We start from the raw sequence: 13,259 nt of genomic DNA on the forward strand, positions 1-13,259 counted from the left end.
GTATGAATGATTACTCATCTCCAATTTATTACGATATGCAGGAAAATAGTCCTTTTTTTCAATGGTGACTTTTATCCTTTTTCCCCATTCGTTAGAGGTTTGGAAATTCATTTATTTTGATTGAGTGCGACGTTTTATTGTTTGAAACCTGTTGCTCATGTGCTTAGCCACCGGTATAAAATAACCTCTAGCCAAACTTTAGTACCTAGTCATAGGGATTTGTTACAAAAACAAGCATATCTTAGTTTTAGGATGAATATATCTGAATGACAACTAAATATTTCTCCTGTGACTAAAGCATAAACACACTAATGACTCGCTAAATCATTATTAAAGCTGGTCTTTTTTTGTGTGAGGAGGTGGCAGCTAAAAAATAACCTGCTGGTAATTCCTACTTGACAGATGGGTTTAATTGTATTAATTTTACTTTAGTTAACTAAAGGGGGGCTTGTAGGTGACTACTGGTTTAGTTTTATCAAATATTGCAATTATGCTTATACTATTAGGTGTTTTGTATTACATGCAAAAGAAGCACGTTTCATTTTCAAAGCGTGTGTTTACGGGGCTTGGTCTAGGAATTCTATTTGGACTTGGGCTTCAATACGGATATGGAGCAGACTCTGAGGTTGCTGCTAAATCGACTGACTGGTTCAATCTAGTCGGTGGCGGTTATGTAACGTTCTTAAAAATGATCGTTGTTCCACTCGTATTTATTTCAATCCTTTCAGCGTTTACGCGTCTGAACTTAAAAGGAAATATCGGAAAACTTAGTGGATTGATCATCGGAATATTAATTGGTACAACTGCAATTGCCGCTGTTGTTGGAATTGCAACTTCAACGGTTTTCGATCTTGAAGCTGTTCAAATCGAGCAAGGAGATGCAGAAACGGCTCGTGGTGAAGAAATGGAAGGCACGTTTGCAGAGGTAAAAGATCTCACGCTTCCGCAACAGGTTCTTTCATTATTACCAGCTAACCCGTTCTTAGATTTTACTGGTGCGCGTCCGACTTCAACTATTGCTGTCGTTATCTTTGCAGCATTCCTAGGAGTAGCATATCTTGGAGTAAAACGTAAGCAAGAAGAACACGCAGAACTTTTTGCTAAAATTGTTGATGCCTTCTATGCTGTAATCATGCGTGTAGTAACGTTAATTCTTCGACTAACTCCTTATGGGGTTCTAGCGCTCATGACAAAAACAGTCGCACTCAGCGATATGGATGCCATAGCGAAACTAGGGAAGTTCGTAATTGCTTCATATGTTGCTTTGCTGATCATGTTTGGGATTCACTTGTTGCTTTTAACGTTTGCAGGATTGAACCCGATCACTTATATGAAAAAATCATTCCCGGTACTATCTTTTGCTTTTACTTCTCGTACGAGTGCAGGAGCACTTCCTTTAAATATTCGTACGCAAAAGAGCATGGGTGTACCTGACGGAATCGCAAACTTCTCAGGTTCATTCGGTCTTTCGATCGGACAAAACGGATGTGCGGGAATCTATCCGGCGATGCTAGCAGTCATGATTGCTCCAACAGTCGGAATCGATCCATTGTCTCCATCGTTCTTATTAACACTTGTTGTCGTTGTCGCACTAAGTTCGTTCGGTGTGGCGGGTGTTGGTGGTGGAGCGACGTTTGCGGCAATCCTTGTACTATCCGCCATGGACCTTCCAATCGCTTTAGCAGGTCTATTGATTTCTGTTGAGCCATTGATTGACATGGGTCGTACCGCTGTTAACGTAAGTGGTTCGATGACTTCTGGACTTTTAACAAGTAAGGTGCAGAAACAGCTTGATACGAATGTTTATAATGATACCGAAAACCAAGTTGAAGTAAGCGCGTAAGGGATAAATATGAACGATCTTGTCTAAAGAGGCAAGGTCGTTTTTTTATTTGTAAAGTTTACATAGTCAGGTGTACGTTGGTGGGATTTAGGGTAAAAGGTAAAAACTGAACTTTTAAAAAGCTCAAGAGTCTTTACCAATGAAAGAAGTCTCTTCCAAATTCGTGAACATTCTATGTCAAAACTGTGATAAAGTTGTGAGCTTTATTTGAAGTAATCGTGACATTTGTTGTAGATAGAGTCACATTTATTAGGATTCTGGTACTATGAAAGCAAAGGTTTTGTCATTTAAATTTTTGCCTATGTTTTACATTGTGATTTAGTTCACAATACTCTATAATCACTCTTGGTTCGTTTTTTATTAGGCAAAGTAAATGTTTGTAAATAGAGAAAGGAAGGTGGACCTGGTGATGCGACGGTTTAAGCCGTTTTTTACATTCGGGTTATTGATGGCCGTATTTATGCTTAGCGGCTGCAGCGATATGATTGTTTTAGATCCAAAAGGACCTGTAGGAGCAGAACAGAGGGATCTGATCATGTATTCCATCTGGTTTATGTTATTTATCCTACTAGTTGTTTACGCACTTACTGCTTTTATTGTTTATAAATATCGTGATCGCAAAAACCATAAAGGATATGATCCTGATAATGAAGGAAGTCATCTTCTTGAAACGATTTGGTGGATCATTCCTATTATTATCGTTATCGCATTATCGATTCCAACGGTAAAGAGTATCTATTCTCTTGAAGGACCTCCTGAAGAGTCGAAAGATCAAAAACCGTTGGTGATCCATGCAACATCTGTAAACTGGAAATGGGTGTTCTCTTATCCAGAGCAAGATATCGAAACAGTGAACTATCTTCACATTCCTGAAGATCGACCTGTCTTGTTCAAACTGACTTCAGCTGATTCAATGGCATCATTCTGGGTACCTCAGTTAGGTGGTCAGAAATATGCGATGGCTGGCATGGAGACAGAGCTTTATCTGCAAGCTGACGAGCAAGGGACTTATGAAGGACGTAACTCTAACTTTACAGGAGAAGGATTTACTAACCATACGTTCGATGTGATGGCTATGTCTGATGCAGAGTTCAAAAAATGGGCGAGCGAAACAAAAGCTGATGCTCCTGAGCTTTCGAAGGGGCAGTATGACAAGCTTATGCTTCCTGGTCACGTGAAACAAATGACTTTCTCTTCTACTCACTTAGATTGGGTAGACCACGCTAAAAACCCTGAGTACGCGCTAGATGCTCGCGAGCGTTTAGGTTATGAAGAGAAGCTTCCTCACTCAAAAGCAGGGAAGGAAGAAAAGAAAAAGCGTGAAGAAGAGATGAAGAAGCTTGAAGAATCAGAGTCTCATGGGGATTCTCATGCCCATTAACAGAGGAGGCATTTCAATATGAAATGGGATGAATTTTTCGTAACAGGCGACCCGATGATTTATGGTGCTGACGTATCCATCGTACTAACGATGGTGGGTATCCTGTTCTATCTTACTAAATATAAAAAGTGGAAATGGTTGTGGGACGAATGGCTTACAACAGTTGACCATAAAAAACTCGGTATCATGTATATCGTTTCCGCTGTCTTAATGCTGTTCCGTGGTGGGGTAGATGCCCTTTTAATGCGTACACAGCTAGCGGTTCCAGAGGCTAAGTTCCTCGATTCACAGCACTATAACGAAATCTTTACAACACACGGTACGATCATGATCATCTTCATGGCGATGCCGTTCTTGATAGGTTTAATTAACGTTGTTGTTCCATTACAAATCGGAGCTCGTGACGTAGCTTATCCTTATTTAAACGCAGTTAGTTTCTGGACGTTCTTTATTGGTGCGATGTTGTTCAACATCTCATTCGTTATTGGTGGATCTCCATCAGCAGGTTGGACGAGTTACATGCCGCTTGCGAGTAACGAGCTCAGTCCAGGACCTGGACAGAACTACTATCTGCTCGGTCTACAGATCGCAGGTATTGGTACGCTCTTAACGGGTATTAACTTCTTAGTAACGATCCTTAAGATGCGTGCGCCGGGAATGACATTGTTCCGTATGCCAATGTTCACGTGGTCATCACTTGTAACAATGGTAATCATTATTTTCGCTTTCCCAATTCTTACTGTAGCACTAGCACTTATGACATTTGACCGTTTATTCGGCAGCCATTTCTTCACTCTACAAGGAGCAGGAATGGATATGCTTTGGGCGAACCTTTTCTGGCTATGGGGTCACCCAGAGGTATATATCGTAATTCTACCGGCGTTTGGTATGTTCTCAGAGATCATCTCTACGTTCTCTAGAAAAACGCTATTTGGTTACAAAGCCATGATCTGGTCTATGCTTTTAATCGCAGGATACAGTTTCTTGGTTTGGGTCCATCACTTCTTTACGATGGGTTCAGGAGCACTTGTTAACTCTGTATTCTCCATCACAACGATGGCGATTGGTATACCGACCGGGGTTAAGATCTTTAACTGGTTGTTTACGATGTACAGAGGTAAGATTCAATTTACGACCCCGATGCTTTGGTCACTCGGATTTATCGTGAACTTCGTAATCGGTGGTGTTACAGGTGTCATGCTAGCTATGGCAGCTGCTGACTATCAGTACCACAACACATACTTCCTAGTATCTCACTTCCACTATGTGTTGATCGCAGGTACAGTATTTGCTTGTTTCGCTGGTTTGATCTACTGGTATCCGAAGATGTTTGGTTACAAACTGAACGAACGTATCGGTAAATGGGTATTCTGGGTATTCACAATCGGATTTAACGTATGTTTCTTCCCACAATACTTCCTTGGTCTAGACGGTATGCCTCGTCGTGTTTACACGTACAGCGAAGAGTCTGGCTGGGGTCCATTGAACATGGTATCTACGATCGGTGGATTCATGATGGGTATCGCATTCTTAATTCTTGTTTACAACATGTACTACAGCTTCCGTTACGCGAAGCGTGAAACAACTGGAGATGCTTGGGATGGCCGTACGTTAGAATGGTCTACACCTACAGCAATGCCTCCATTCTATAACTTTGCTAAGATTCCTGAAGTAACAGGTCTTGACCACTTCTGGAGACAAAAGCAAGCTGGAAAAGTTGATAAGCTAAAAGCTGAAGATATTAAACCGATTCATATGCCAAGTAACTCTGGTGTTCCTTTCATCATGGCATCCTTCTTCTTTGTTGCCGGATTCGGAATGGTATTCGAATGGATGTGGATGGCCATCTTTGGAATAATCGGTGTGTTTGGAACATTGTTCTATCGTTCATTTGAGTATGATGATGGTTATTATGTAAGTGTTGAAGAAGTAATCGAAACAGAAAAGATTTCTAAATAAGGAGGCGTGAAAAAATGGCACATGCAGAAACACACGACCCCAACACGCCTTTAGAGTATCGTTCGGAGACTGGGCGTTTAAATATTCTCGGTTTCTGGATTTTCCTAGGGGCAGAAATCGCGTTGTTCGCGACGTTATTTGCAACTTATATGGTTTTATCTCATCGTGTTGCTGATGGTCCGGCTCTTGGTGAACTGTTCGAGGTAGAAAGTTTATTAATTCAAACGTTCTTGCTCTTAACAAGTAGTTTCACTTGCGGACTAGCGGTGCATGAGATGCGCCGTCACAATGTAAAGGGTTTGATCACATGGATGGCGATTACACTTGGTCTTGGTTTAGGATTCCTTTACTTCGAGATTCAAGAGTTCTTACACTTCATTCATGAAGGTGCAAACATCGGTACAAGCGCAGCTTGGTCAGGATTCTTCGTTCTCGTTGGTACTCACGGTGCCCACGTAACGTTCGGTATCTTCTGGGTAACCATGGTCTTGATTCAAGTAGCTAAGCGTGGTTTAACGCCAGCTACATCTGCAAAAGTTTTCATCACCAGTCTTTACTGGCACTTCTTAGACGTAGTGTGGATCTTTATCTTCACAGCCGTTTATCTGATGGGGATGGTGACGCATCATGGCTAATAAAACTGTAGCTAATGAACACCACGGCTTTCCGTGGAAGCATTTAATCGGTTTCGTTTTATCCATCGTGCTCACATTGTTCGCACTTTGGATTGCACTAGAAACAGATTTATCGTTAACTTGGATCTTAATTATTATTTTCGGATTTGCGTTCTTGCAAGCTGCTCTTCAACTCTTGATGTTCATGCACGTAACAGAGAACTCAACTAAGAGTAACCTGACGAGCCGTGTACAGATCGGTAACATCCTCTTTGCAGCATTCGTTGCGATCGTTATCGTAATCGGTTCAGTTTGGGTAATGACAGCAGGTCACGCGAAGCATGATAAAGATCAGCATGCACCGAAGACTGAGAACCATGAGAATCATGGTGGAGGTAGTGAGCATGATTCGGGTGAACATGGGAGTCATGAATAAGATTTACTAGTATGTTAAAGCCTCTTGCTAAGGGATTGACCTTTTAGCAAGGGGTTTTTTGTGTGTTTTATTGGTCTTTATACGTGTTTGTATTAGTAAATTGTAGATTTGTGAGCGATTCAGGAAGTTTGTGAGCGATTCGAGAATTTTATGAGCAATTCGAGAAGTTTGTGAGCGATTCAGGAAGTTTGTGAGCGATTCAGGAAGTTTGTGAGCGATTCGAGAAGTTTGTGAGCGATTCGAGAAGTTTATGAGCGATTCGAGAAGTTTATGAGCGATTCAGGAAGTTTGTGAGCGATTCAGAAAGTTTATGAGCGATTCGAGAAGTTTGTGAGCGATTCAGGAAGTTTGTGAGCGATTCGAGAAGTTTATGAGCGATTCGAGAAGTTTATGAGCGAATCAAAATTTTTGTCATCGGCTCCTTAAGATTCTCAATAAGGGTCAGGTAGTGTGTAAACTCTCCCATTCTTTCCACCTGTATGGGGTAAATTCATATCATTTAGTAGTCGCTTTCCTGTATGCCTGGACGAAAGACAAAGGAACTCACATAACTGTTTATTAGTTATGCTTTTTCCAAACAAAAGGATATAATCAGAAAGTGAAGAAAAGGTCTTTACTTTTATACAAACATTTGGGACAATGCCAAATAGCTTTTTTTCGCACAACCGGCAAATAAAAACACTCCGTACAATAAACGCCTTTGATAATATCTTTTTCTTCAATGCCATACCTTTTGAGAAGATCAGGATTTTCGGGTACATGATGTTGAACAAGCATCTTGGAGAGTTTATTGACCTCTTTTAGCGTCAGCTTCTCGTCCGTATACATCTTATCAATCACGTTAATTTTCTCCTGCAAATAGGGACTATGGGTAATGTAATGAAGGACATCTTTATTTGAGGGAGGTGCTTTAATAATGGTTCTCGGATTGCTCATCACAACCAATGAGCGAACAGGGATTGGAGGTATTCGTTTTTTTGTCATCCATTCAATAAGGTGAGATTGTTGGCGCTTTACTTGGAAAATAGGATTTCGAAAAGCCTCTTCGGATCCATCATCCTTTATTCTGATGACTTGGTTGAGATGGTCAAAAACCAAAGTTCCCGTAATGTATTTCACTTCGAGGTTTAAAAGATAACGAGGGGAGAGAAGTAGGGTGTCGATCTGAAAATAACTTTCGTGCGCTGTAAGCCTCAGGTCGTGCATAACAGAAAAGTCCCGGAAAGGTTTTAAAAAGTAGTCATTCGACTGTTCACCATGATGGCCGACTAACCTACCGCTTAATTCATCTTCCATGGTTAAATATTTGGAGTGAAGCTTAATCACTCGTCGTTGCATAACTTCAAGCTTCCTTATCCTTATAGACTTTTCGCGGTCTTTAACTAACATAAACGACCTCCTTTTTAAAGACATTCTCTCACCATCTTAACTTCACCTTCTTTATTTCTACAAAAAAGGACAAAAAAAACAGCCCCGACTACGGGACTGTTTACAATATAATTATCTAACCTGTCCGTCACCAGTCATACGATACTTACTCGTCGTTAGTGCTGGCAGTCCCATTGGACCACGAGCATGAAGCTTTTGAGTGGATATACCGATCTCTGCTCCAAATCCTAGGGCTGATCCATCCGTAAAGCGCGTAGATGCGTTATGGTATACAGCAGCAGCATCAACACGATTTAAGAAAGTAACGGCATTCTCTGGATTTTCAGTTACGATGGCTTCAGAATGCTTTGTGCCATAACGTTCAATATGGGCAACAGCTTCCTCGACAGAGCTAACCACTTTAACTGCAACGGCTAAGCTTAAATATTCTTCAGCCCAATCTTTTTCATTGGCAGGTATTACATCAGGCAATAACTCTGCTGCTTTTTCATCACCATGCACTTCAATATCGTACTTTTCAAAAAGAGCTGTAACTTGACCAGCATGATCATTCAGCCATGCTTCATGGAAAATAAACGTCTCTGCGGCATTACAAACAGCCGGTCGATCTGTTTTGGCGTTCTCCATTATAGAGAGAGCTTTATCCAAATCAGCAAACTGATCGACATAGATGTGACAGTTGCCGACACCGGTCTCTAGGACTGGTACTGTAGCATTCTCGACAACCGTTTTAATCAGATTTCCGCCGCCGCGAGGAATTAACACATCAATATGTTCTTTCATCGTAAACAATTGACCCGCTGCTTCGCGATCTGTAGAAGCAATAAATTGTACAGCATCTTCTGGAATTTTTGTTGCTTTTAATGCTTTATGAATAACAGAGACAATTGCTGAGTTTGAATGTATAGCATTCGATCCGCCTTTTAATACGATGGCGTTTCCTGATTTTAATGCAAGTCCTGTTGCATCCACTGTTACGTTTGGTCGTGCTTCATAAATCATACCGATCACGCCTAATGGTACACGAATTTGCTCTACGTTTAATCCGTTATCAAGTGTCCAGTCAGACAGAATTTCCCCTACAGGATCCTTTAACTCAACAACTTCGCGTAGTCCGTTTGCAAACTCTTTAACGCGGTCTTTTGTTAAGAGCAAACGATCCATTAAAGCTTCAGAGAAATCATTGTTTTCACCATTAACTAGATCCTTTTTGTTTTGTTCTAAAATAAAACCTGTTTCATTTTCTAACGTATCAGCAATCACCAGTAGTGCTTCATTTTTATCTTCTTCATTGAGTAATGCCAGTTTTTTTGAAGCTTCTTGTGCTAACTTTGCTTGATCTTTCACATCAATATTTTTGGTTGTACTTTTAAAAGTACTCATCCAACGCCTCCTTGTATTTTTAAACCTCACATTTTCGTGAATCTATATTAGTGAATAGGTACTGCCAAACGAGTGTGGCAGACTAGATCATTGTTATTAATGGCTTCTTCAGGACCGACTTCAGCTAGCTCGTCACGCGAGATACCTTTAATCTTAATTAATTGTTTGGAAGAATAATTTGAAACGCCAAGACCCACTTCATTTCCGTCTAAATCCTTGATGCGAACAACTGAACCTTTTTTAAAGTGACCACTTACGTAGCGAATGCCTGTAGGATAAAGACTTTTGAGCTCATCAATACCTTGCTTCGCTTTATTCGAGACCACAATCTCACCTTCTGGACCAGAGTGGAAAGCAATCCATTGACGCTTTGTATCAAGATTGAATTCATTTTTACCAGGAACAAAATACGTTCCTCTGGCCTTACCGATAACGGCTTTGTGAATGATATCTGGTGAAGTTGCGTTGCCAAGGAAAGATGAAATTCCAGAAGCCATTGCAATCTTAAATGCATCGATCTTTGAACGCATGCCGCCAGTACCTACCGCACTTCCAGGTTCTCCTGCGGATTCTTCGATCTCTGGTGTGATTTCACTAACTTTTGTTAAAAGCTTTGCATCAGGGTTTTTACGAGGATCATCTGTGTAAAGCCCATCGATATCAGAAAGGATGATAAGCTGATCAGCATCAACAAGTCCTGCCACTTTTGCCGAAAGCGTGTCGTTGTCACCAAACTTAAGTCTCTCTACTGTAACTGTGTCATTTTCATTTACGATTGGTATGATTCCGCGATCTAAAAGAACGTTAATCGTATTTCGAGCATTATGATAACGATCACGGTCGGAAAAGTCACTTCTCGTAATTAAAATCTGTGAAGCGGTATAACCGTGAGAGATAAAACGTTCTGAATAAGATTCCATTAACAAACCTTGTCCGATCGATGCAGCTGCTTGCTTTTCAGCCAGGGAAGTAGGGCGATTCAAGCAACCTAAACGTCTATATCCTGCTGCCACTGCACCTGATGATACAAGTAACACCTCGTGGCCGTCGTCTTTTAATTTAACAACTTCATCAACGAGACGCTCTAATTTATGTCTGCTAATATCGCCAAGTCTACTTGTTAAAGAACTAGATCCAATTTTAATTACAATACGCTTGTTTTTTGATTCGTTTATTATCATATCTTTAGAAAATCACTCCTGTTTTGTAAGTTATAACAACATATTTTCCGTTCAGAATTTCAACGGTAACGAGTATAACATGGTGAGATTTAAACACAACAGGTAATGGTGAGATAGTGCAGAAAACAAGCAAAAAGAGAAGAAAACAGAAGAAAAGCGGGATATTTAGGTCATAGGAGATGAGGGGGTGTGAGGATGTGATATGGAAGTGTATATCAGAAAATTCGAATGAGGAAAAATTCCAATAAATGCAAAAACCCCTCTTATAATAGAGGGGATGAAAGTTTAATTTATTATTTTGCTTTTTCCATCTTTCGTTTCGCCAAATATGGACGGCCCCATACGATGTATGCTGCATAATGAGCAAAAACAACATTTGCGATGAATACGGTGATGAAGAAACTGTGTACGAATAAGCTTAAGCTATCATTAGCCATGAATAACACAACGTAAGTCCATAAAAGGGCGATGAACGGCGTTTGCCATAAGGCTAACTTACGACTATCATTCCATAAAAATAATGGCGTGGCAGTCGCTACAAATAAGTAAACCATAAAAACATCCATTACTAATCAACCCCTTGAAGTATTGTTTACGCTTACAATTATGACGAATTAGCGTCTAAATTGTGAACGATTTGTTACAATTAGTATACCACAATATCAGGAAAATGCTACATGGATTTGTACATTTTTTTGAAAATTCAAGTATTTACCCCAAAAAATTAACCCATAGCCTAGATAGGCTATGGGTTAATTAAACTTTCATTCTTTATAAAGGATAACGCCAAAATCTTTCATTTTTTACCCAAGCAAGCATAGCGGGATCTTTATCAACGCTATCGACTAGCCATTGTGTTTGAGATCGATGTGCTTTGATGCAGTTCATTTTTTCCTCAAAAACATCAGAAATGTCTGTCACAACATGTGGAGCTCCTAGGTCTTCCTCAGAATTTTTTGCAAAAGCAACACATAAGAGTTCGGGACGATCCATCTCCGGCATGCTTCCTACTGCACGCACAACCGCTCTCGCAGTAGCCTCATGATCAGGATGTACGCTATATCCTGGATAAAAAGTGATGAGACGTGTAGGTTTTACCTCATCAATAACGGCTAAGAATTGATCAGCTAAAAATTTTTCATCTTCAAATTCTACCGTTTTATCGCGTAATCCAAACTGTCGAAGATCTTGGATACCTACCGCGTCACAGGCATCTTTAAGCTCTTTTTGGCGAATAAGTGGAAGCGATTCACGCGTAGCAAATGGTGGATTTCCCATATTTCTGCCCATCTGACCGAGCGTTAAACAGATATAAGTAACAGGTAATCCCTTTTTTGTATGTTGAGCAATAGTCCCGGACACCCCGAATGCTTCATCGTCTGGGTGGGGGAAGATCACGAGTAAATGATCATCCATTTATATAACCTCCTTATACATCAAATGGGGAAGAGCTCAGTTGAAGAGCTACGGCAAGGCGGCCTTCCGCATCATGACCTGCCATCAGTAATCTTCCCTCATTGTCGATTTCCCAATGTGTTAAACCTTCTGCATAAATCCACCCTAGCTCAATTTTTAAGCCAACACGATATGGGCCGTTCCCCATGATTTTTCCTGATAAAGGTGTTACTTTACCATTTCGAATATATGCGTTAACGGTTAATACACTCTCGTTATTATGATTGGCATATGCGCCATTGGTTGTTTCTAAATGTAGATAAAGTTCTTTTCCAATAAGCTGATCCAGTGTTTGCTGGACTTCGTTGGTTTGTATGAGCTGCATACCTTCACACTCCAGTGCTGAATAGATGTACTTATTATAATTCAAATTCGTAAATAACGTGTATGATATGCCTATCAATTTTAGAAAGCTGATATGCATGTCTGTGGTGCACGTTTGTGAAAGTAGTTGATTTCCGCTCCAGGTGCTTCGCTTTCCGCGGGGCGTGCGGTGAGCCCCCTTGCCGCTCTGCGACCTAAGGGGTCTCACCTGACCGCTCGTCCCGCAGGAGTCTCGCACCTTGCGCTCCAATCACCTTGGCATGGGAGAAAATTCAGCCCAAATCTTATAAGAATTTGTTTTGGTAAAACTGAATATTAAGAGAGGTTGATTTTCAGCTTCAGGAGCTTCTTTTTACACAGGACAGTACCAGGAATTTGTATTAGAAAGCTTAAATCCTATATTCAACAAAAAAGACCGATCAAAGATGATCAGTCTTCACTAAAAATTATTTGCTTAATTTATCACGGTAAGCACCATGCCATGTTGGTCCTACGTATTGGTTGATTTCGAACCCTGCTGCTATGGCTTCTGTAATGAAATCTTTTGCCGTTAGAATGGCTTCTCGTACTGGCTTTCCTTTAGCAAGTTCTGCTGTAATCGCTGCGGAGAACGTGCATCCTGCACCGTGCGTCCACGTTGTTTCAATTCTTTCAGATTCTAAAACTTCAAACTCTTGTCCATCATAAAGAACGTCAACGGCATTTTCGTGTTCAAGTTTTGCGCCGCCTTTAACGATTACATACTTTGCGCCATTAGCTTGAATCTTATGAGCAGCTTCCATCATCTGTTCAACTGTTGTGATCGGTTCCATACCAGCAAGTTGTGCAGCTTCGAATAGATTTGGCGTTACAACAGTCGCTTTAGGTACCAAAACATTTTGAAGGGTACTAGCAAGTTCAGGGTGTAGAGGTTCTGCGCCTTTACAAACCATAACAGGGTCTACTACAACGTTTTGAAGATTGTGTTTTTCAATGAGATCTGCTGTTATCTGGATAGCGTCCACGGATGCAAGCATGCCAGTCTTTAATGCATCAACACCAATTCCAGAAACAACCGTTTCTAATTGTGCTTTGAATAGATCGTTTGGAAGCAAGAATACTTCATGAAACCATTCACGATGTGGGTCTTGGGCAACCACAACATTTAGAGCCGTCATACCGTAAACGCCTAGCTCCTGAAAAGTTTTTAAATCAGCTTGAATACCAGCTCCACCGCTTGTATCTGATCCTGCAATCGTAAGTGCTTTTTTAGGTGACATCATAAAATCTCCTTTATTCTCGTTTCTCTATATGT

12 protein-coding genes are annotated in these 13,259 nt (G+C 40.7%); 5 read left to right on the top strand and 7 right to left on the bottom strand.

The genetic code is table 11. The features are described from left to right. The first annotated feature begins 490 nt into the window (after nucleotides 1-490). From ACOZ9X_RS16220 to qoxD, 5 genes are all read left to right on the top strand, one after another. Entirely contained in the window at nucleotides 491-1,843 is a 1,353-nt protein-coding gene (locus tag ACOZ9X_RS16220; protein WP_423419196.1) for an L-cystine transporter, read from the top strand. Between the two features lie 406 nt (nucleotides 1,844-2,249). Next, nucleotides 2,250-3,224, top strand: a complete 975-nt coding sequence (qoxA, locus tag ACOZ9X_RS16225; RefSeq protein WP_423419114.1) for a cytochrome aa3 quinol oxidase subunit II — start codon at nucleotides 2,250-2,252, stop codon at nucleotides 3,222-3,224. 18 nt (nucleotides 3,225-3,242) lie between these two features. Beyond that, complete coding sequence (gene qoxB / locus ACOZ9X_RS16230) at nucleotides 3,243-5,183, top strand: cytochrome aa3 quinol oxidase subunit I (RefSeq protein WP_423419115.1); 1,941 nt, start codon at nucleotides 3,243-3,245, stop codon at nucleotides 5,181-5,183. Nucleotides 5,184-5,197: 14 nt separating this feature from the next. Further along, nucleotides 5,198-5,818: a cytochrome aa3 quinol oxidase subunit III gene (gene qoxC, locus ACOZ9X_RS16235; RefSeq protein WP_423419116.1), complete on the top strand. Its 621-nt coding sequence runs from the start codon at nucleotides 5,198-5,200 to the stop codon at nucleotides 5,816-5,818. Further along, a complete protein-coding gene (qoxD, locus tag ACOZ9X_RS16240; protein WP_153238217.1) occupies nucleotides 5,811-6,233 on the top strand; it encodes a cytochrome aa3 quinol oxidase subunit IV in 423 nt (140 codons plus the stop codon). The genes qoxC and qoxD overlap by 8 nt, the downstream gene beginning before the upstream one ends. Before the next feature lie 591 nt (nucleotides 6,234-6,824). On the opposite strand, the gene ACOZ9X_RS16245 is transcribed toward qoxD, so the two are convergent. The 7 genes from ACOZ9X_RS16245 to pdxK all read right to left on the bottom strand — a co-directional run bounded on the left by ACOZ9X_RS16245 (nucleotide 6,825) and on the right by pdxK (nucleotide 13,224). Continuing rightward, nucleotides 6,825-7,622, bottom strand: coding sequence for a nuclease-related domain-containing protein (locus ACOZ9X_RS16245; protein ID WP_423419117.1), 798 nt, complete (start codon nucleotides 7,620-7,622; stop codon nucleotides 6,825-6,827). A gap of 111 nt (nucleotides 7,623-7,733) precedes the next feature. After that, nucleotides 7,734-9,005 (bottom strand): glutamate-5-semialdehyde dehydrogenase, encoded by a 1,272-nt coding sequence (locus ACOZ9X_RS16250; protein WP_423419118.1) that lies wholly within the window; start codon nucleotides 9,003-9,005, stop codon nucleotides 7,734-7,736. A gap of 47 nt (nucleotides 9,006-9,052) precedes the next feature. Further along, nucleotides 9,053-10,186: a glutamate 5-kinase gene (gene proB, locus ACOZ9X_RS16255; protein WP_423419119.1), complete on the bottom strand. Its 1,134-nt coding sequence runs from the start codon at nucleotides 10,184-10,186 to the stop codon at nucleotides 9,053-9,055. 293 nt (nucleotides 10,187-10,479) lie between these two features. Then, nucleotides 10,480-10,752, bottom strand: coding sequence for a spore morphogenesis/germination protein YwcE (locus tag ACOZ9X_RS16260; RefSeq protein ID WP_423419120.1), 273 nt, complete (start codon nucleotides 10,750-10,752; stop codon nucleotides 10,480-10,482). 205 nt (nucleotides 10,753-10,957) lie between these two features. Next, nucleotides 10,958-11,602, bottom strand: a complete 645-nt coding sequence (gene bshB2 / locus ACOZ9X_RS16265; protein ID WP_144704049.1) for a bacillithiol biosynthesis deacetylase BshB2 — start codon at nucleotides 11,600-11,602, stop codon at nucleotides 10,958-10,960. 13 nt (nucleotides 11,603-11,615) lie between these two features. Next, complete coding sequence (locus ACOZ9X_RS16270; RefSeq protein ID WP_423419121.1) at nucleotides 11,616-11,966, bottom strand: YojF family protein; 351 nt, start codon at nucleotides 11,964-11,966, stop codon at nucleotides 11,616-11,618. A 445-nt stretch (nucleotides 11,967-12,411) separates the two neighbouring features. Next, a complete protein-coding gene (pdxK, locus tag ACOZ9X_RS16275) occupies nucleotides 12,412-13,224 on the bottom strand; it encodes a pyridoxine/pyridoxal/pyridoxamine kinase (RefSeq protein WP_423419197.1) in 813 nt (270 codons plus the stop codon). Nucleotides 13,225-13,259: the final 35 nt, after the last annotated feature.

The sequence above is a fragment of the Fictibacillus nanhaiensis genome (assembly GCF_049537595.1).
Classification (GTDB): domain Bacteria; phylum Bacillota; class Bacilli; order Bacillales; family Fictibacillaceae; genus Fictibacillus; species Fictibacillus nanhaiensis_F.

Bases quoted from the DNA above. Each gene is read 5' to 3' on its own strand.
- pdxK (WP_423419197.1), bottom strand. From the start codon at position 13,224: ATGTCACCTAAAAAAGCACTTACGATTGCAGGATCAGATACAAGCGGT.
- ACOZ9X_RS16270 (WP_423419121.1), bottom strand. From the start codon at position 11,966: ATGCAGCTCATACAAACCAACGAAGTCCAGCAAACACTGGATCAGCTT.
- qoxC (WP_423419116.1), top strand. From the start codon at position 5,198: ATGGCACATGCAGAAACACACGACCCCAACACGCCTTTAGAGTATCGT.
- bshB2 (WP_144704049.1), bottom strand. From the start codon at position 11,602: ATGGATGATCATTTACTCGTGATCTTCCCCCACCCAGACGATGAAGCA.
- ACOZ9X_RS16245 (WP_423419117.1), bottom strand. From the start codon at position 7,622: ATGTTAGTTAAAGACCGCGAAAAGTCTATAAGGATAAGGAAGCTTGAA.
- ACOZ9X_RS16260 (WP_423419120.1), bottom strand. From the start codon at position 10,752: ATGGATGTTTTTATGGTTTACTTATTTGTAGCGACTGCCACGCCATTA.
- ACOZ9X_RS16220 (WP_423419196.1), top strand. From the start codon at position 491: ATGCTTATACTATTAGGTGTTTTGTATTACATGCAAAAGAAGCACGTT.
- ACOZ9X_RS16250 (WP_423419118.1), bottom strand. From the start codon at position 9,005: ATGAGTACTTTTAAAAGTACAACCAAAAATATTGATGTGAAAGATCAA.
- proB (WP_423419119.1), bottom strand. From the start codon at position 10,186: ATGATAATAAACGAATCAAAAAACAAGCGTATTGTAATTAAAATTGGA.
- qoxB (WP_423419115.1), top strand. From the start codon at position 3,243: ATGAAATGGGATGAATTTTTCGTAACAGGCGACCCGATGATTTATGGT.
- qoxD (WP_153238217.1), top strand. From the start codon at position 5,811: ATGGCTAATAAAACTGTAGCTAATGAACACCACGGCTTTCCGTGGAAG.